Annotated in this window: 19 protein-coding genes; 8 read left to right on the forward strand and 11 right to left on the reverse strand. The window is 56.2% G+C overall.

Going from position 1 to position 17,421, the window contains the following annotated elements; all coding sequences use genetic code 11:
• The first annotated feature begins 116 nt into the window (after positions 1-116).
• Together brnQ and Q354_RS28455 are read left to right on the forward strand one after the other, a co-directional pair.
• Positions 117-1,424 carry a branched-chain amino acid transport system II carrier protein gene (gene brnQ, locus Q354_RS0108465; protein WP_027857225.1) on the forward strand — a complete coding sequence of 436 codons (1,308 nt, stop codon included), beginning with the start codon at positions 117-119 and terminating at the stop codon, positions 1,422-1,424.
• 344 nt (positions 1,425-1,768) lie between these two features.
• Entirely contained in the window at positions 1,769-1,993 is a 225-nt protein-coding gene (locus Q354_RS28455; protein ID WP_027857226.1) for a DUF1127 domain-containing protein, read from the forward strand.
• A gap of 45 nt (positions 1,994-2,038) precedes the next feature.
• Here the strand turns inward: Q354_RS28455 and Q354_RS0108475 are convergent, their stop codons facing one another.
• Entirely contained in the window at positions 2,039-2,623 is a 585-nt protein-coding gene (locus tag Q354_RS0108475; protein WP_027857227.1) for a hypothetical protein, read from the reverse strand.
• 85 nt (positions 2,624-2,708) lie between these two features.
• On the reverse strand, positions 2,709-3,029 hold the full coding sequence (locus tag Q354_RS0108480; RefSeq protein WP_027857228.1) for an MGMT family protein: 321 nt from the start codon (positions 3,027-3,029) through the stop codon (positions 2,709-2,711).
• Between the two features lie 87 nt (positions 3,030-3,116).
• On the opposite strand from Q354_RS0108480, the gene Q354_RS0108485 reads away from it, so the two are divergent.
• Complete coding sequence (locus tag Q354_RS0108485) at positions 3,117-4,595, forward strand: protein adenylyltransferase SelO (RefSeq protein WP_027857229.1); 1,479 nt, start codon at positions 3,117-3,119, stop codon at positions 4,593-4,595.
• 93 nt (positions 4,596-4,688) lie between these two features.
• Here the strand turns inward: Q354_RS0108485 and Q354_RS0108490 are convergent, their stop codons facing one another.
• The 7 genes from Q354_RS0108490 to Q354_RS0108520 form a co-directional block, all read right to left on the reverse strand.
• On the reverse strand, positions 4,689-5,231 hold the full coding sequence (locus tag Q354_RS0108490) for a DinB family protein (protein ID WP_027857230.1): 543 nt from the start codon (positions 5,229-5,231) through the stop codon (positions 4,689-4,691).
• A 13-nt stretch (positions 5,232-5,244) separates the two neighbouring features.
• Complete coding sequence (locus tag Q354_RS0108495) at positions 5,245-5,670, reverse strand: group II truncated hemoglobin (RefSeq protein ID WP_036229043.1); 426 nt, start codon at positions 5,668-5,670, stop codon at positions 5,245-5,247.
• 10 nt (positions 5,671-5,680) lie between these two features.
• A complete protein-coding gene (locus Q354_RS0108500; protein WP_027857232.1) occupies positions 5,681-5,998 on the reverse strand; it encodes a DUF3301 domain-containing protein in 318 nt (105 codons plus the stop codon).
• 9 nt (positions 5,999-6,007) lie between these two features.
• Positions 6,008-6,820: an RluA family pseudouridine synthase gene (locus Q354_RS0108505; protein WP_027857233.1), complete on the reverse strand. Its 813-nt coding sequence runs from the start codon at positions 6,818-6,820 to the stop codon at positions 6,008-6,010.
• Positions 6,817-7,578 (reverse strand): TlyA family RNA methyltransferase, encoded by a 762-nt coding sequence (locus tag Q354_RS0108510; protein WP_027857234.1) that lies wholly within the window; start codon positions 7,576-7,578, stop codon positions 6,817-6,819. The genes Q354_RS0108505 and Q354_RS0108510 overlap by 4 nt, the downstream gene beginning before the upstream one ends.
• 338 nt (positions 7,579-7,916) lie before the next feature.
• Positions 7,917-9,293 carry an alanine/glycine:cation symporter family protein gene (locus Q354_RS0108515; RefSeq protein WP_027857235.1) on the reverse strand — a complete coding sequence of 459 codons (1,377 nt, stop codon included), beginning with the start codon at positions 9,291-9,293 and terminating at the stop codon, positions 7,917-7,919.
• A gap of 178 nt (positions 9,294-9,471) precedes the next feature.
• Entirely contained in the window at positions 9,472-10,785 is a 1,314-nt protein-coding gene (locus Q354_RS0108520) for a D-serine ammonia-lyase (protein ID WP_027857236.1), read from the reverse strand.
• A gap of 317 nt (positions 10,786-11,102) precedes the next feature.
• On the opposite strand from Q354_RS0108520, the gene Q354_RS0108525 reads away from it, so the two are divergent.
• Positions 11,103-12,008 (forward strand): LysR substrate-binding domain-containing protein, encoded by a 906-nt coding sequence (locus Q354_RS0108525; protein WP_027857237.1) that lies wholly within the window; start codon positions 11,103-11,105, stop codon positions 12,006-12,008.
• 4 nt (positions 12,009-12,012) lie between these two features.
• Here the strand turns inward: Q354_RS0108525 and Q354_RS0108530 are convergent, their stop codons facing one another.
• Positions 12,013-12,510: an Lrp/AsnC ligand binding domain-containing protein gene (locus Q354_RS0108530; RefSeq protein WP_027857238.1), complete on the reverse strand. Its 498-nt coding sequence runs from the start codon at positions 12,508-12,510 to the stop codon at positions 12,013-12,015.
• Positions 12,511-12,646: 136 nt separating this feature from the next.
• Between Q354_RS0108530 and Q354_RS0108535 the strand changes: the two genes are divergently transcribed.
• The 3 genes from Q354_RS0108535 to alr all read left to right on the forward strand — a co-directional run bounded on the left by Q354_RS0108535 (position 12,647) and on the right by alr (position 15,644).
• On the forward strand, positions 12,647-13,900 hold the full coding sequence (locus tag Q354_RS0108535; protein WP_027857239.1) for a D-amino acid dehydrogenase: 1,254 nt from the start codon (positions 12,647-12,649) through the stop codon (positions 13,898-13,900).
• A gap of 254 nt (positions 13,901-14,154) precedes the next feature.
• Entirely contained in the window at positions 14,155-14,541 is a 387-nt protein-coding gene (locus tag Q354_RS0108540) for a RidA family protein (RefSeq protein ID WP_027857240.1), read from the forward strand.
• A 26-nt stretch (positions 14,542-14,567) separates the two neighbouring features.
• On the forward strand, positions 14,568-15,644 hold the full coding sequence (gene alr / locus Q354_RS0108545) for an alanine racemase (protein ID WP_027857241.1): 1,077 nt from the start codon (positions 14,568-14,570) through the stop codon (positions 15,642-15,644).
• 129 nt (positions 15,645-15,773) lie between these two features.
• On the opposite strand, the gene Q354_RS0108550 is transcribed toward alr, so the two are convergent.
• Positions 15,774-16,391, reverse strand: a complete 618-nt coding sequence (locus tag Q354_RS0108550; protein WP_027857242.1) for a TetR/AcrR family transcriptional regulator — start codon at positions 16,389-16,391, stop codon at positions 15,774-15,776.
• A 155-nt stretch (positions 16,392-16,546) separates the two neighbouring features.
• Here Q354_RS0108550 and Q354_RS0108555 point away from each other — a divergent pair, with 155 nt between their 5' ends.
• Positions 16,547-17,386 (forward strand): crotonase/enoyl-CoA hydratase family protein, encoded by an 840-nt coding sequence (locus tag Q354_RS0108555; protein WP_027857243.1) that lies wholly within the window; start codon positions 16,547-16,549, stop codon positions 17,384-17,386.
• Positions 17,387-17,421 lie beyond the last annotated feature (35 nt).

Here is a 17,421-nt window from a genome sequence, read left to right on the forward strand (position 1 = left end):
AAGTTCAGGTTTATTTGCGACTCCTGTTGCTCACAAGCGACGATACTGGTATTACATCGCGCCTTCAAGCGGAGTGTTGCTCCGTTTCTCAGCCGTTTTTACTTAAGAGAGCAGGTGTGAATACCAGACTTAACAACGCCGATATCTTCGGCCTTGGTTTTATGACCTTTGCGTTTTTTCTCGGCGCGGGCAATATTATTTTTCCACCCCTGGCGGGGTTACTGGCCGGCGATCAGGTGATTCCTGCTATGGCCGGGTTTTTGACAACCGCAGTGGGCTTGCCGTTACTTGGTCTGTTTGCGGTAGCGAAAGCCGGTGGCGGCATTCCGACCATGACCCGCGTTCTGCCGGGCTGGATCGGTGCCCTGATTGCTGTATCTATCTTTATTATCATCGGTCCGTTGATCGCAGCCCCCCGCACCGCACTGGTGGCTTTCGAGCTGGGTGTACAGCCATTTATGGCGCCGGACGGCGGCGGCCAGCTGTTCTACTCTGTGCTGTTTTTTAGCATTGCCATGTTGCTGGCGCTGTTTCCCGGAAAGCTGATGGATTCGGTAGGTAAGATCCTTACTCCCGTGCTGATCCTGCTGCTCGGGGTACTGGCGGTGTCGGTGTTTTCCGGTGATGCCGCTGACTGGGGTACGGCTGCCGGCAAGTATGCCGAAGGCGCTTATGCCGAGGGCTTCGTCGAAGGCTATAACACCATGGATGCCCTGGCTTCGATCATGTTCGGTATGCTGATTATCGACCTGCTGAAAAAGAAAGGGGTAACCACGGCGGCGGCACAGTACCGCTATCTGGTGATCGCGGCAGTGATCGCGGCGGCCGGACTGGCGTTTGTCTATATCTCACTGTTTATGCTGGGCGCGGGTTATGGCTCTCTGGCCGCCGATGCTGCCAATGGTGGCCAGATTCTGACTGCCTACGTGGAATCCCGCTTCGGGATGCCGGGAATGCTTGTGCTGGCCGCCGTCATCACGCTGGCCTGCCTGACAACGGCAGTGGGTCTTCTGAGTGCATGCTCCGACTATTTCTCCAGCCTGACCAAATCACTTAGCTACAGCCATTTTGTAATGATTAACTCTGTTGCCTGTGTGGCGGTCGCGAACCTGGACCTGAGTCAGTTAATCAGCCTGAGCATTCCTTTACTGGTTGCGGTTTATCCGATCGCCATCGCGCTGATTCTGTTCAGCCTGGCATCCGGCCTGATGGCCCGGCCGCGACTCGCGCTGACGGTGGTATTACTGGTTTCTGCCGCATTTGGTCTGCTGGAAGGACTGAAAGTGGCGGGATTGTCACTGCAGACGCTGGCCTTCCTGCCGTTGTTTGATACCGGTATGGCCTGGGTGCTGCCGACGCTGAGCGTGTTGCTGTTGTTTGCGCTGCTGGGGCGCTTCAGCCCGAAAAGCGCGGAAACGGCCTGATCGCAACAGCCCCGGGTGCATTTGATGTGCCCGGGCTGTGGTCCGGACTAGGAATTCTTCCTAATTTTCGATTCTTGGCGGTTCTTCGGTTGACCTGATGAGCGGTTTTGGCGTGAAATGTCTCTTCACTTATCTTTTTAAGAATATGGACTGGCAGATGATGCTCTCGTACATGTCGTATAAGAATATTATCAATCACGCGCGCACTCATGTGCCTGCGCGCTCCTGCCTGTCCGTGTGCTGAACGGTTAATCAACCCAGCCGCGGCCTTCTCTCCGCGGCGAATACGACACTCTCACTTTCTCCGCGCCAGTTGCCTCCGGCTAACCTATGGAGAAACGAAAATGACTATCCTGTCCCTTATTCTGGCTGTTTACCGCCGTCTGAACGAAGTTATGCAGCGCCGCCAGTCTTACGCCGAGTTGCGGCAGCTTGATGCTGCAACCCTGAAAGATATCGGCCTGCGTTTTGAAAACGGCCGTATCGTCGTACCAGACGACGATCTGAACGATGAGAACAAAGCCGCGCTGTCTGAGCGTGAACGCTGTTGTCGGGAGCGCGCTAGATAGCCTGGGTCCCTGCCGGAGATCTCTGGCGGGGACTTAGCAAGTGCCTCAGAACTTTTTGAGGCCCGGGAAGTCGATCTGTCTGATCAGGCTGATCACTTCCTCTTTCGGCGTTTTGCTGAAGCTGGCCCGGATCAGGAAACGCCCGCTGTACATCATGGTAATCTCTTTCTCTGTCACCAATGCATTGCTGCGCTTTATGCGTATAACTTCTCCCTGGCCTGATGCCTGGGCCAGAGCCGGGTTGGCCAGAATGGCGCCGTACTGATTTATCAATGGAGAATCGGCGGCGAGACTCAGCTCAATCTGCTTACTGCCCTGGGTGTAGCGAGCTGCCGCGATACTGCCACTGCTGCCGCCGAACATCTTGCCCATGGCAACGAATTCGTTGTCCTCACTCTTTCCCTTCTCCCAGCCATCGGGGGCAGGTGGCAGAAAGGCGGACAAGGTATTGGTTTTCAGCTTCTGTAGCAGCTGGGTGGCATAGTTCAGGCTCTCTATCGCTTCGCCATACGCCTCCTCTTCATAAGCCTCAATGGCTTCACCGATCACCTGCTTAACTTCATCGGCGGCTGCAGCGGCGGGCAGGCAGAGGTATAGCAGCAGGCCTGACAGTACAGATATTCGCTTCATAACGGTTCTCCCGGGTGGAGGGCATCAAAAATCCGCTTCTTAAAGGTGTAGCAGAAGCCCGGGAATCTGCCCTGTCAGCGCACCGTTATTCCGCCAGGCCATCCCAGCGATAGTGTTTCATCTGAACCCTGCCATTGATCAGGCTGATCCCTTCCGCTTCCAGCCGTTCGCGCTGGCGTTTATAGCCGTCACTGTCGATCGGAAAGGAGATTCTGCCCTGTGCATTAATCACCCGGTGCCAGGGCAGGCTGGTGTCTTTCGGTAGCCGGCTCATGGTGCGGCCTACTGCTCGCGCCAGCCCGGGCAGGCCGGCAAGTTCGGCAACCTGACCATAGGAGGCGACTTTGCCATAAGGGATCTGGGCGACCACCTGCCAGAAGCGCTGCTGGTGTTCCTGGTTTGCCATCTTGTTGCTCCGACTGCGCTGATGATCATTTCAGGCTGTTATTACCTGAGTAATTTGCTAGGGTATAGCCTGTCTACAGGAGATATTATGAGTGCTTCGCTTCACACACTGGAAGAGCTGAATTTTGACAACAGCTATACGGATTTTCCAGCCCACTTTTTCCAGCCCAAGCAACCGGAACCCCTTACTGATCCGTTTCTGATCAGTTTTAACCCGGAAGTTGCCAAGTTGCTGGATCTGGATCCCTGTCAGGCTCAGCCGGAGGCGCTGGCATACTATTTTGGTGGAGAGGGGCTGCTGCCGGGCAGCGAGCCGCTGGCGATGAAATATACCGGGCATCAGTTTGGCTACTATAACCCGGACCTGGGTGATGGCCGGGGGCTGTTGCTGGGCGAAGTGCTGAACAGTCAGGGCGAGCGCTGGGACCTGCATCTCAAAGGGGCCGGTAAGACGGCGTTTTCCCGCTTTGGCGACGGCCGGGCAGTGCTGCGCTCCAGTATCCGTGAATACCTGATCAGCGAAGCGATGCATGGGCTTGGTATTCCGACGACCCGGGCCTTGTCCCTGGTCGGCAGCCGGGACCAGGTGATGCGAGAGGGGATGATGGAGCCCTGCGCGGCGGTGCTGCGGGTAACGCGTTGCCATATCCGTTTCGGGCACTTTGAGTGGCTTTACTACAGCAAACGCCATGAAGACCTCAAGCTGCTGGCCGACTATGCCATTGAGCGCTATTTCCCCTCGCTGCAGCAAGCCGAAAACCCCTATGCCGCGATGTTCTCCGAAGTACTGCAGCGCAGTGCCTCTCTGGTTGCACAGTGGCAGTGCTATGGCTTCGTTCATGCGGTACTGAATACCGATAATATGTCCCTGTTGGGTGAGACCTTCGATTACGGCCCGTTCAGCTTTATGGACAGCTATAACCCGGACTTGGTCAGCAACCATAACGATGATCAGGCGCGTTATGCGTTTGCCCGACAGCCTGCCATCGTGCAGTGGAATCTGGCTTGCCTGGCCCAGGCTCTGCTGCCGCTGATCCCGCGGGAGTACCTTGAAGCTGAGCTAGAGCGCTTTCCCGGCCTGTATCAGGCCGCTGAGCTGACGCTGATGCGCCGCCGTCTGGGACTTCAGCAGGAGCACGAAGGTGACCGGTCATTGCTTGAACAGCTGAAAACGCTGTTCACGGCGCAGCAGGTGGATATGACCCGCTTCTTCCGGCAGCTCAGCTATTTCGATGACAGTGAGCCATCGCTGGAGCCGCTGTTCGGGCTAATTAGTACGCCTTCGGCGCTAAGTGACTGGCTGCGCCTCTATCGCCAACGCCTGATGCAGGAGCAGTGCTCCGAGGCTGAACGTAAAGCAGCGATGCTGGCGGTAAATCCGCGCCTGATCCTGCGTAATTATATGGCGGAAGAGGCGATCCGGGCTGCGCATGAGGGGGACTTTGAGCCGGTCAGTCAACTGATGGGGCTGTTACGTGATCCATTTGCAGAGGTCGCAGGCGATGAGCGTTATTGCAAGGCTCCTCCTCAGTGGGCGGCAGCTATCTGCCTGACCTGCTCCTCCTGAGGGCTTTGTCGCGTCAGGCTGAAAGCACGTATAACCCACACAAGTCCGCCCTGTGGATGCTGATGACAGCAGTCGTTACAGGGCGGTACCCGGCTACATATCCTGTATGTCAGGGATCAGCATCAGCAGGTCGGTAATGCCGACATCGATCTGTTGCTGGGAGAGCAGAGTAGTGACCTGACCGCGATGGTGGGTCTGATGGTTGAAAAAGTGCTGCAATAGCATGCCGAAGCGTTTCACCGACTCAACGCCTTTCATATTGGCGTAGTGAAGCGGCACATCCAGGTCGGCTTCAGTCAGCTCTTCACACCACTCAAGGATTAAGCTGTCGATCAGCTCCCGCTCTATCCGCAGGCTTTCAAGATCACTGAATGCAATCTCGTTAAGGGATTGCGGCGCTGCTACGCTGGCGAGGGGCTGCAGGGCCTGAAACTGTGCCGGGTGCTGGCTGAAACGTTTCAGCCAGATCTTATCGCCTGCCAGCAGATGATTCAGGGTGCCTGAAATAGAGTGGAAGTAAGCCCCCTGATCCTGATCCAGTACCTCCTGCGGCAGGCTTTCACAGACATCAAACAGGGTCTCATTCATCCACTGGTTGTAGCGGGCCATTAAACGGATATTGCTGAGTTCGCTCATTGCCAGACTCCTTCTAGTCCCGGTTACGACAACGCTCCGCCGGGACAAATAGCTGTTCCATCAGGTAACTTTTAAACCCGTCGGCATACGGCTGGCTTTGCAGGGCTTTCTCCATGCACAGTAACCAGGCATCCCTTTCTTCGATACCAATATCGATATGGCTGTGAGCAGCGGGAATGCGTATCGGGCCATACTTCTCGCGATACAGTTTAGGCCCTCCGAGCCAACCGCACAGGAAGCGCGCCAGCTTATCGCGCGATTCGTTGAGCTGGGTCGGGTGCATCGCTCTTATTTTCGATGCCTGGGGCAGTTGCTCCATCTGATCGTAGAATGCATCGACCAGGCGGCGAATACCGTCTTCGCCTCCCGCAGCCTGAAAGGAGGTGTCGCCGCTACCGTAAGCGGGTTGATTGCTGGAGTGGGGTTCTGATATCTGCATTGTCTGAGCCTTAAATGCGGTATGCGCCGAGTTGTATGGTACTGAGTTTTTCCCCCAGCATGATGGTGCGCCCCTGAAAGCGGTCATCACCGGTGGCGGTAAACTCAAAGTTATAGGAACGCCAGAACCGCAGCTGGCCACTGTCATCGCGCTTCAGCCAGAAACCGCGCAGGCCGATACTGTCGTCCAGTAGCTGCACTTCCATCTCTTCGCAGTGGCGGCGGGTATGGCGCAGGGCCAGTTCCTTAACCTTCTGCGCCCGCCACCAGTGGTAGCCGGTGAGCATCATCAGGCAAAGCCATACCAGGTCGGTCATTTCGATATACATAGCGTCTTCCTAACTGAGCAGTGTCTCTATCTTAACGTCGACATTCCGCGCTGTTAACGGGCAGATGAAGCTCAGGCGGTAAGCCACCAGCTGCAGCCCTGCGGTGTTCTTATTGCCTTTGCCGTAGCGGGGATCGCCCAGCAGCGGATGCCCGGCGTCAGCCAGGTGACGTCTGATCTGGTGTTTACGGCCGCTGTCGAGGCGAATATCCAGCAGGCTGCAATCATTGTCGTCATCGTAACTCAGGCGCTCAAAGCGGGTCGAGGCCGCCTTGCCGTCTAGCTTGCGCTCGATCCGGCCTTCTAGCCCAGTCCTGCCTTTAACCAGCGCTCGGTAATACTTACCGACCCGGTGTTGCTGGAACATCCGGCACAGGGCTGCCGCAGCCTTACCGTTGTGGGCCACGATGATCAGGCCCTCGGTTTCCCGGTCCAGCCGGTGTACAGACAGACAGTCTCGCCTGGGGCTCAGTTGCAGTTCGGCCTGGCGCAGAACCGAGTTGTGGTCGCCCCAGGGGCTGCTTTGGGACAGCATGCCGGCCGCTTTGTGCCAGATGCTGTAGTCGTGCCGGTCTTCCACCAGTATCAGGGGAGGGGGCTGTTGTGCCAGAATCTGTTCATCGTAATGGATCTCGACCCTGTCGCCGGGCAGGAGCTGACCGGTGGCACGCCGCAGGAACTTACGTTGCCGGCCGCGCTGATGAACCACTGCGCCTTTGTTCATTGCGTCTTTAATGCGTCCCTTGGGCAGGCCGGTTTCACTGGCAAGCAGTTCTGCAGCCGGGACTTTCTCGCAGACGCTGATCTTCTTTTCGATCTTCATGGTTGTTTGACAGCGATGATCAGGAACTCGGTATTCCCATCGCCGCCCTTGATCGGGCTTTCAAACCAGGCCTCCACCTTCAGGCCAAGTTCTGTGCAGCACTGGCGGATATTCTTCTCCACCACCGGATAGAGGCTGCTATCGCGCACAATCCCCCCACGGCCGATGCCCTCCTTACCGACTTCAAACTGCGGCTTAACCAGGCTGATCAGGTAGCCTTGGTCGGCGATCAGCTGGGCAAGGCCGGGCAGAATCTTGGTCTGGGAGATAAAGGAGACATCCATCACGGCCAGGTCAAAGCCGTTACCGCCACTCTCTGCACGCAGCTGCTCGATCGGCATATCGCGGCCGTTCACTCCTTCATGGCAGGTTACGCGCGGATCATTGCGCAGACGATCAATCAACTGGTCATGGCCAACCTCGATCCCCACCACCCGGGCCGCTCCGGACTGCAGCAGGCAGTCGGTAAAGCCGCCGGTGGATTGCCCTACATCAATGGCGACTTTGTGCTGAAGATCCAGCCCGAGATACTGCAGGGCCTTCAGCAGCTTGAGCGCACCACGAGAGGCGTAGCGATCAGCTTCATCCGGTGTGACTTCGAACTCGGTATCGGGGTCCAGCTTCAGGCCGGGCTTGCTCAGGGGCAGCCATTGCGTGCCCTGGCGGTATTTGACTTTGCCGGCCTTAAGCAGGCGTTGGGCATGGGTGCGGGACTGGGCCAGACCCTGTTCTACCAGTAGCAGATCTGCGCGTTGCATCTATGGGATTCCGATCGACAAATAGCGGGCCATTATAGGCAGCCGAGCACCGATTCGATAGCGCTATTGGCCGAGAAAAAGGGAGAGGAGGGAGCCGCCTGAGGGCAGGCGGCTGGGAAAGCAGAGATGGGAACATCTCATATCCGAGCAGGCCTGTGGGGAGGCTTACCCGGACGCATTCATACTAGGCGTTTTGTCTGAAATCAAACTGAAAACCCGACAGGGGTTTTCCGGCCGGTGGATAAACGCAAAGACCCCTGCCGGAGCAGGGGTCTTTGCGTCTTTTGCTACTTCTTTTACAGCAGCGCTTCAGCCGGGCTGAAACACTTCAGAGCAGGTTATTTGTTCTGGGGTGCCGCCTGTCCGGACTGGCGAGCGAAGTATTCGCGGGTCAGCGAGAATACAACCGGGCTCAGCAGTGCCAAGGCGATCAGGTTAGGCAGTGCCATCATCGCGTTCAGCGTGTCGGCTACCAGCCATACGAAATCCAGGCTCAGAGTCGCGCCGAAGAATACCGCCAGGATCCACAGCACGCGGTACGGTTTAATCGCTTTCACACCGAACAGGAATTCGATACAGCGTTCGCCGTAGAAAGACCAGCCGATAATAGTGGTGAAGGCGAAGATAGCCAGAGAGATAGCCACCAGATAGTTACCGACACCCGGCAGTGCTGCTGCGAAGGCGGCAGAGGTCAGGGCCGCACCGGATTCACCGCTGGTCCAGAGACCGGAGGATACGATCACCAGACCGGTGATAGTACAAACGATGATGGTATCCAGGAAGGTACCCAGCATCGCAATCAGGCCCTGACGGACAGGATCTTTAGTCTGCGCGGCAGCATGAGCGATAGGTGCAGAACCCAGGCCGGCTTCGTTGGAGAAGACACCACGGGCCACACCGAAACGGATCGCTGCCCATACGGCTGCACCGGCGAAACCGCCTTCAGCTGCATGACCGGTGAAGGCACTGTCGATGATCAGGGCGAACGCAGGACCAATCTGGTCAGCGTTGATGCTCAGAACCACCAGGCCGGAAACGATGTAAGCAACCGCCATCAGAGGCACCAGAGCACCAGCAACAGAACCGATACGCTTGATACCGCCAATCAGTACCGCACCCACCAGTACCATAGCAACAAGGCCAGTTACATAAGCAGGGACGGAGAAATTCGCTTCAATGACCTGAGCGATGGAGTTGGACTGTACCGTGTTACCGATACCGAAGCCTGCCACCGCACCGAAGACGGCGAACGCAGTACCCAGCCAGGCCCACTTTTTGCCCAGACCGTTTTTGATGTAGTACATCGGGCCACCAACGTGGTTACCCTCTTCATCGACTTCACGGTATTTAACGGCCAGTACGGCCTCGGAATATTTGGTAGCCATACCTACCAGAGCAGTCAGCCACATCCAGAACAGGGCGCCCGGGCCCCCGAGGAATACAGCGGTAGCTACACCTGCGATGTTACCGGTACCCACAGTCGCGGACATTGCGGTCATCAGAGCCTGATACGGTGGAATCTCACCGTTGTCTTCTTCGTCAGAGCCCGCCTTACGGCCGCCCCACAACAGTTTGAAGCCAGTACCAAGCTTTAGGATAGGCATCAGGCGTAAGCCGATGCTCAGAAAGAAGCCAACACCAAGAATGGCGATCAGCATTGGGGCACCCCAGACGATGCCGTTAATCGTACCGATAAAGGAACTTATCGCTTCCATTTAAGGAACCTCCCCTTGTTATTTTTATATGCGGAGAAGGCCTTGTGGGCCTTCGATCGCTGTCTGTGAATTGTTTCACAGGGACTTATGTAGGAAACCAAAATCTACTTTAGAACATAAGTTTCTTAAGTGAGTCATAGTTTCTGATAGTGAAAGCTATAGTTATTTGAGAAATTTTTCAAATAGTATTTTTAATAGCCTGCTCGAGATAGTGCTGATACTCCTGTTCTGGCACCAGTGAGCCACCGGTGGTCCAGATCAGGTGAGTGATCCGGTTTTCCTGTCCGATAAGCCCCTGCTGCTGCAGATAACGCTGCCCGGCATCAGTATTGAGCATAGCTGGCCCTGAGCAGCCTGCCGCCGCAGAAGGCTCGACTTCAATGTTTTCCCGTTCTTTCAGTGCCAGCAGTGAGCGGTAGAGGCTGTGATCCGCCACCGTGTACACGCCCGAGACCTGGTGACGCACCGAATCGCAGACCCATTGCGCCGCTGTGCCGACAGCCAGGCCGTCGGCATCGGTAGCAATGCTGAGGCCGAAATCATACACCGGTATTGGTGTGCTGCCGGGTTCGCCGGCAAGTCCCAGCATCATGCAGGGCGCCTGGGTGGGTTCGGCAAAGAAGCAGTGCACATGCTCGCCAAACAGCTGCTTCAGGCCAAAAGTGATACCGCCCGGCGCACCGCCAACGCCGGCGGGTAGGTAGACAAACAGCGGGTGCGCGGCATCCACCGGAATCCTGGCGCTTTCCAGTTGTTGCTGCAGGCGTCGGGCCGCGACCGCATACCCCATGAACAGGCGTGGTGAGTTCTCGTCGTCCACGAAGTAGCTACGCGGGTTGGCATCAGACTGGGCGCGGCCTGCAGCCACCGCGGCACCGTAGTCGGCATCATGTTCTACTACTGTAACGCCGCGATTTCTCAGGCGTTGTTTTTTCCATTCCTTGGCATCGCTGGACATATGTACGCTGGTGCTGAAGCCTAGCGCAGCGCCGATAATGCCGATGCTCAGGCCCAGGTTGCCGGTGCTGCCGACTGCCAGGTTGTGGCTTGCGAATAGCTGGCGTGCTGCATCGCGGCCAAGTTTCCGATAGTCGTCAGTGGTACTACTGATCAACTGAGCCTGCAAGGCCAGTTCTTCCGCCAGGCAGAGTACTTCGTGGATGCCGCCACGGGCTTTAATCGAACCGGCGACCGGCAGGCTGTGGTCGGCTTTCAGCAGCAGGCGTCCACCCTTGGTGTCTATAGTTTCGTTTAAGAAACTTGTTTCTAATAATGGAGATTCGATCAGCCCCTCTGAGGCCCGCAGTTCGGGAAACAGATCGCTCAGCAATGGCGCAAAGCGAAGCAGGCGCGCCTCTGCATCATCTATCCCGGCGAGGGCAGGCTGGCTTGGCGAGGCGTTCTGGTCGCCAAGGCGTGGATTAAGCCAAAGCAGGGGGCTGTTGCTGCGCAGCGCCTGCTGCTCTTCGGTGCTCAGGGACAGTAAGCTCATCAGGTCTCTCCGGTGATTGTTGTTATAGGACGTCTTGAATCAACTTCCCGGCCATTCTGGCTTTAGGGCGGGGCAGGGGACAAACGATAGTTGGTCAACAGCGCTATAGCCTGGCTAAAGTGTCGGTTGCTCTCATTTATACGCTGGCGCCTTGTGCAGCGACTGTCGAACGGCCGCCGGACTGGCTGTTTCTACGTGTGATTGCTGATATCACAGCGCCGCCACTGTTCAGTAAACTTATGCCAGATTACCCTTACCAGCGTTTTTTAATGGCCACAGAGCGGTTGTGACAGCGCTATTTCCACAGGTGGTTTGCGATGAAACTGAAAGCACAAACACTGGCCGCATTGAAAACCTTTGAAGCCGCTGCCCGGCTGCGCAGTTTTACGGATGCTGCGAAAGAGCTCTGTGTCACCACCGGCGCTGTCAGTCAGCAGATCAGGAAGCTTGAGGAATCACTGGGGATCGAACTGTTTGTGCGCCGCTCGCGTGGGATTGCCTTAACGGCGCAGGCGCAGGAATTGCTCACGGTAACGCAACAGTCGCTGCAGTCGATCGAAAAAGTGATCGACAGTTTCAGTCAGCAGGGCAGTGAGGAGGTCAGGCTGAAATCGACGCCTTCTTTCGTCTTTAAATGGCTGATTCCCCGTCTGCAGGCATTTCATGCCGAATATCCGGAGATCCGGGTAGAAACCTTTGCGGATGCGGCCCTGCTGGATCTGGAAGCGGGCGACTTTGACGTGGCGATTAACTACGGCTTTGGCAGCTATCCGGGTTTTGAGGCGGTGCGCTTTATGGGGGAGTCGCTGATTCCGGTGATGAGCCCCGATTACCAGCCGGAGATCGACTGGCAGGATTCTGCCTGCTGGCAGCAGGTTAACCTACTGCACGATGCCCTGCCCTGGCCGGATGCTGCGCGCGATGCCGAGTGGCGCTTCTGGCTGGATAAATCCGGGCTGGGTGCGGTAAACAGTGCCAGCGGCCACTACTTTAACCGGGTTGATATGGCGATAGCGGCCGCCTCGGCTGGCTTAGGCATTGCCCTGGCGCGTCGTTCACTGGTGGAAGAGGAACTTGAGACGGGGCGGCTGGTGGCTCCATTGCCTGCGATTGAGTCGGAGAGCAGTTACTACCTGCTGATACCTCATGCCGTAAGAAACAGCCCCTCTGTTCAGCGCTTGAAAAACTGGCTGTTGAAAGAGGCTGTACGGGACCCGCGCTGATGATTCAGCGCTCGTTGATCGGCAGTTCGTGAGATTCCTTCACTTCTTCCATAACGATGTAACTCTTGGAGTTCTTAACACCGGGAAGGGTCAGCAGAATATCGCCCAGTAGCTCACGGTACTGGGACATATCACTGATGCGTGCTTTGATCAGGTAGTCCGCATCACCGGACACCAGGTGGCATTCCAGTATATAAGGCAGCTGTGCCACGGCGGCATTAAAGCGCTCAAAGGCGTCCGGGCTCTGGTAGGAGAGAGAGATCTCAACAAACACCAGCATATTGTAATCCAGCGCCACTGGGTTGATATGGGCGTGATAGCCCTCTATCACGCCATCTTTCTCAAGACGCTTTACGCGCTCCATGCAAGGCGTTGTCGACAGGCCGACCCGGTCAGCCAGCTCGGTGTAGGAGATTCGTCCCTCACGCTGCAATATGCGCAGAATATTCCGATCGATACGGTCGAACTTGCGCTTCTTCAATGGGTTATGGTGGGTAGCCATAAAAAATCCCTGATTGGTTCATATCGCAAGAATTATCACCTTTATTCAAAAAAAATACAAAAAAATATTTTGCATTTTGTTGCTTAGAATAGCGATTAATGTCGTCGCCAATCTAAAAATAAATTAGGGTGAAATGATGCGAATCGTTATTCTGGGAAGTGGGGTGGTCGGTGTAACCAGTGCCTGGTATCTGGCTAAGGAAGGGCATGAGGTCACAGTGATTGACCGTCAGCCGTCGGCTGCGCTGGAAACCAGCTTTGCCAATGCCGGTCAGGTTTCTCCTGGTTATTCTGCTCCCTGGGCTGCGCCCGGTGTACCTGCTAAGGCAGTCAAATGGCTGATGCAGGACCTGGCTCCGCTGGCTATCCAGCCTAAACTCGATCCCGCTATGTACAAGTGGATGCTGAAAATGCTGTCCAACTGCAGCGAAGCGGCTTACCGGGTTAACAAATCCCGCATGTTGCGCGTTGCCGAATACAGCCGTGATTGTCTGGTCGATCTGCGTAACAGTTTAGATATTGATTACGATCAGCGCCAGCAGGGCACCTTGCAGCTGTTCCGCAGCGAAAAGCAGGTCGCTTCCTCGCTCAATGATCAGCAGATTCTGGACGAATGCGGTGTCGATTACCAGGTGATGAGTCAGGCGGATTGTATTGCCGCCGAACCTGCGCTCGCTCACGTTAAGGAGAAGATTGTCGGTGGTCTGCGCCTGCCGGGCGACGAAACCGGTGACTGCTACAAGTTTACTACCGCCCTGGCGCGCGAGTGCGAAGCGCTGGGTGTGACCTTTAAGTTCAATACCGATATCAATAACCTGGTGGTTGAAGGCGATGATGTGGTGGGCGTTGATACCTCCGCCGGGCGGATCACGGCCGACCGTTATCTGGTCGCGATGGGCAGCTACAGCCCGCTGCTGCTCTCCCAGGTCGGGATCAAGGTGCCGGTTTATCCGATCAAGGGCTACTCCCTGACCCTGCCGTTGCTGGATGAAAGCCGGGCGCCGGTCTCTACTGTGATGGATGAGACCTACAAGATCGCTATTACCCGTTTTAAGGATCGTATCCGGGTCGGCGGGACTGCCGAGATTACCAGCTATGACCTGGAGCGCCCGGAAAAACGCCGCGCCAATGTGGACTTTGTCGTTTCCGATCTGTTTGGCGGCGGGGGCGATCTGGAGCAGGCCGAGTTCTGGTGCGGGCTGCGTCCGATGACTCCGGATGGCACGCCTATTCTGGGTGGTACCCGCTATAAGAGCCTCTACCTGAATACCGGACACGGCACTCTGGGCTGGACCATGGCCACCGGATCAGGCCGCGTCGTATCCGACCTGATCTGCGGTAAGAAGACGGATATCGATACTGAAGGGCTGGGTGTCGAACGCTATAGCTGATCTTGAATGAATTAAAGGCTTCTTGTGTTTTACGGGGCGTAAGCCCCGCTTTTTTAAGCCTTGTCTGTGACCGTCCCGAAGCGTAGAAGAAGGGACGCACGCGTTGATTTATTTCAGAATCTGTGGATAGTCAGTCGACTGACGACTGGTTCCTTCAAATGGGGTGAACAGGCCCTACTAAGCGGTCTTTAAGCTGTCTATAAGTTAGAGCAGCGCCCTGTAACTCAACAAACTGTTTTCTACAGGATAAAACAATGAACAAAAGTATCATCAGCACTGAGAACGCGCCTTCTGCAATTGGTCCTTATTCTCAGGCTGTTAAAGCAGGAAACACCGTATACATCTCTGGTCAGATCCCGCTGGACCCTAAGACGATGGAAGTCGTTGAAGGTGGCTTTGAAGCTCAGGCGGTTCAGGTATTTGAAAACCTGTCTGCGATTGCCGAAGCCTCCGGTGGTTCCCTGTCTGACTTCGTTAAAGTCACCGTGCTGCTGTCTGACCTGGCGAACTTCGGTGTGGTTAACGAAGTGATGATGCGTTACTTCAGCGAGCCATATCCGGCGCGTGCCGCTTACGCCGTTAAGCAGCTGCCGAAAGATGTCGATGTAGAAATTGAAGCCATTATGGTTGTTGGCGAGTAATCGCCTGATATAAGGAGAAGCCCTCAGTGAGTCGTAAAGCACGTGCAGTCATCAATCTTGAAGCTATCCGGGATAACTATCGCCTGGCGCGTTCTCTGGCACCGGAGAATCGCGCGGTGGCGATCGTAAAAGCGGATGCTTACGGCCACGGTGCCGTGCGGGTAGCAGAGTATCTGGAGCCGGAGGTTGATGCATTTGGGGTCGCCTGTATCGAGGAAGCGATTATTCTTCGTGACGGCGGTATCCAGAAGCCGGTGCTGTTGCTTGAGGGCTTCTTTGATCCGTCTGAACTGCCACAGCTCGTCGAGCAGAATTTCTGGACCGCTATCCACAGCGAATTCCAGATCGACCAGCTGGCGCAGTTGCCAGATGACAGTGAACTGACTGTCTGGCTGAAGATGGACTCCGGTATGCACCGCCTGGGTGTATTACCGGAAAACTATGCTGCTGCGTACCAGCGTCTGCAGGCGCTGCCGCAGGTGAAAGAGGTGGTGATGATGTCCCACTTCTCCAGTGCCGATGACCTCTCTGATCAGACCACCCTGCGTCAGGTTGAGGTGTTTGCCAGGGCAACGGAAGGTCTGGATGGCGAAGTCAGTATCGCCAACTCACCGGCTACGCTGGGCTGGCCTCAGGCACGCGGTAATATCCTGCGTCCCGGCCTGATGATGTATGGCGCTTCACCTTTTACCGAGAGCCAGGAGAATGCCGCCAGGCTGAAGCCGGCTATGAGCCTGCTGTCGGAAGTGATCGCGGTGCGTGAGATTGAGGCCGGTGAATCTGTTGGCTACTCTGCCACCTGGACGGCTGAGAAAACCAGCCGTATCGGTACCGTGGCCATGGGCTATGGCGATGGTTACCCGCGTCATGCCAAGAACGGTACCCCGGTTCTGGTAAACGGCGTACGCACCTCGATTATCGGCCGTGTCTCAATGGATATGATTACCGTCGACCTGACCGATGTGCCAAACGCTGAAGTGGGTGCCGAAGTGGAGTTCTTTGGTGATAACCTCTCCATCAATGAAGTAGCCGGCTGGTGCGACACTATCCCCTACACCATGATGACCTGCCTGACGCCGCGCATCCTGCGCGTCTACGGCTAACAGAATTAACTATCCCGGCTGCTTTAACGGCAGCCGTTCAATCAGAAAGCCCGCCGGTTAACCCCCGCGGGCTTTTCTTTGCCTGTCCTGTGCCGCAGGCCCCTCCGGCACCTGCCAGGTGCGCCGTCGCTAATCCGCACCAGCCGGACTCTTTAGCAGCATCGCCGCGGCGGTTTTGCCCATCTCTTCCAGATCATCCCTGTTTACGTAGATACCGTCATTCAGCAACCTGCAGAGACCGTGCAGGGTGGCCCAGCTGGCCTGGGCTACACGCAGTGTCGGGTGTTGGTCGGTCAGTACCTTCTCGGTCTGCAGGACTTCAATCCACTCCAGCCAGTGCTGGAAGCACTGGCGTGAGGTTGCATGCAGGGCTTCAGAGGGCTGGCCCAGCTTCCAGATCTCCTTGCCGAACATCAGGTCGTAGGTTTCCGGGTTGCTGTCGGCAAAGCGGATATAACTCAGCACATACAGCTCAAACAGCGCGTGTTTATCCAGCTGCGGATGTTGCTGTGGCAGCAGGCTGACGACTTCAAAGTGCTGCTTGAACCCCGCTTCGGCAATGGCACACAGCAGTGCGTTCTTATCCTTGAAGTGGTGGTAGGGCGCGGTACGGGATACGCCGACATGGTCGGCCAGCTTACGCATCGACAGGGCATCGACGCCGCCTTCGCTGATGATGGCGGTGGCCGTGTCCAGTAATGTCTGGCGCAGGTCGCCATGATGGTAGTGCTTCTTGGTCTGGTTCATGGGCGGAATCTAACAATCGATCTTGACAGCGTCAAGAATGAGTAATAACTTGACACTGTCAAGATCGGTAGGTTCGCGATATCAGTGCGTTTTTATGGGGATTTGCTCTGGATGAAAGCTGATCGATCAACGGATGAGTAATGTGAGGACAATATATGAGCTACGCCAACTTCAGCCTGACCCAGGAAGGGTATATCGCACATCTGCAGCTCAGTCGGCCGGATGCCTATAACTCGATGGATCGGGCATTCTGGCGCGACTTGCCCGCGGTGATCCGCCGCATTGATGAAGCGGCTGAAGCGCGGGTCATCGTGATCAGCTCAACCGGCAAGCACTTCAGCGCAGGTATGGATCTGGATATTTTCACAAATCCGAACCCAACCCTGTTTCAGGGCGAACGTGGCCGGCAGGCAGAAGCCATGCGTCGCCTGGTACAGCAGCTACAAGCCTGCTTTAACGTCTTGGAGGAGGTGCGGATGCCGGTGATTACCGCCATTCAGGGAGGCTGTATCGGTGGTGCTGTTGATATGGTCTGCGCTGCGGATATGCGTTACTGCACAGCGGATGCCTATTTTCAGGTGAAGGAAACCGAATTAGGACTGGCTGCTGACCTTGGTACGTTGCAGCGCCTGCCGCGACTGATTGCGCCAGGGCTGGCGCGTGAACTGGCCTATACCGCACGCAAGATGCCTGCGGCTGAAGCGCAGCAGTCAGGCCTGGTAAACCGGGTCTTTGACGATCAGCAAGCGATGCTGGCCGAGGTGATGCAGATCGCACGGCAAATCGCAGCACGTTCGCCGCTTGCCGTCACCGGTACTAAGCAGATGATGAACTATGCCCGTGATCACAGTGTCGCCGACAGCCTGACGATGATGGCTACCTGGCAGGCGGGCATGTTCCAGCCAACCGATATGCTGCAGACCTTTACGGCCAGGATGGGCAAAACCACGCCTGACTATGAAGGCCTGCGTCCGATTACAGAGCCACTGAAATAGATCTGAGCCGACAAAATAAGAATCCAAAGGATCAT

The sequence above is a fragment of the Marinobacterium jannaschii DSM 6295 genome, assembly GCF_000620085.1.
GTDB lineage: Bacteria > Pseudomonadota > Gammaproteobacteria > Pseudomonadales > Balneatricaceae > Pontibacterium > Pontibacterium jannaschii.

Excerpts from the sequence above, each read along its gene's own strand:
- Q354_RS0108480 (WP_027857228.1), bottom strand. The coding sequence starts at position 3,029 with ATGGCAAACCAGGAACACCAGCAGCGCTTCTGGCAGGTGGTCGCCCAG.
- Q354_RS0108505 (WP_027857233.1), bottom strand. The coding sequence starts at position 6,820 with ATGAAGATCGAAAAGAAGATCAGCGTCTGCGAGAAAGTCCCGGCTGCA.
- Q354_RS0108540 (WP_027857240.1), top strand. The coding sequence starts at position 14,155 with ATGAACAAAAGTATCATCAGCACTGAGAACGCGCCTTCTGCAATTGGT.
- Q354_RS0108555 (WP_027857243.1), top strand. The coding sequence starts at position 16,547 with ATGAGCTACGCCAACTTCAGCCTGACCCAGGAAGGGTATATCGCACAT.
- Q354_RS0108525 (WP_027857237.1), top strand. The coding sequence starts at position 11,103 with ATGAAACTGAAAGCACAAACACTGGCCGCATTGAAAACCTTTGAAGCC.
- Q354_RS0108550 (WP_027857242.1), bottom strand. The coding sequence starts at position 16,391 with ATGAACCAGACCAAGAAGCACTACCATCATGGCGACCTGCGCCAGACA.
- Q354_RS0108535 (WP_027857239.1), top strand. The coding sequence starts at position 12,647 with ATGCGAATCGTTATTCTGGGAAGTGGGGTGGTCGGTGTAACCAGTGCC.
- Q354_RS0108490 (WP_027857230.1), bottom strand. The coding sequence starts at position 5,231 with ATGAGCGAACTCAGCAATATCCGTTTAATGGCCCGCTACAACCAGTGG.
- Q354_RS0108475 (WP_027857227.1), bottom strand. The coding sequence starts at position 2,623 with ATGAAGCGAATATCTGTACTGTCAGGCCTGCTGCTATACCTCTGCCTG.
- Q354_RS0108530 (WP_027857238.1), bottom strand. The coding sequence starts at position 12,510 with ATGGCTACCCACCATAACCCATTGAAGAAGCGCAAGTTCGACCGTATC.
- Q354_RS0108485 (WP_027857229.1), top strand. The coding sequence starts at position 3,117 with ATGAGTGCTTCGCTTCACACACTGGAAGAGCTGAATTTTGACAACAGC.
- Q354_RS28455 (WP_027857226.1), top strand. The coding sequence starts at position 1,769 with ATGACTATCCTGTCCCTTATTCTGGCTGTTTACCGCCGTCTGAACGAA.
- Q354_RS0108510 (WP_027857234.1), bottom strand. The coding sequence starts at position 7,578 with ATGCAACGCGCAGATCTGCTACTGGTAGAACAGGGTCTGGCCCAGTCC.
- Q354_RS0108520 (WP_027857236.1), bottom strand. The coding sequence starts at position 10,785 with ATGAGCTTACTGTCCCTGAGCACCGAAGAGCAGCAGGCGCTGCGCAGC.
- Q354_RS0108500 (WP_027857232.1), bottom strand. The coding sequence starts at position 5,998 with ATGTATATCGAAATGACCGACCTGGTATGGCTTTGCCTGATGATGCTC.
- Q354_RS0108495 (WP_036229043.1), bottom strand. The coding sequence starts at position 5,670 with ATGCAGATATCAGAACCCCACTCCAGCAATCAACCCGCTTACGGTAGC.
- Q354_RS0108515 (WP_027857235.1), bottom strand. The coding sequence starts at position 9,293 with ATGGAAGCGATAAGTTCCTTTATCGGTACGATTAACGGCATCGTCTGG.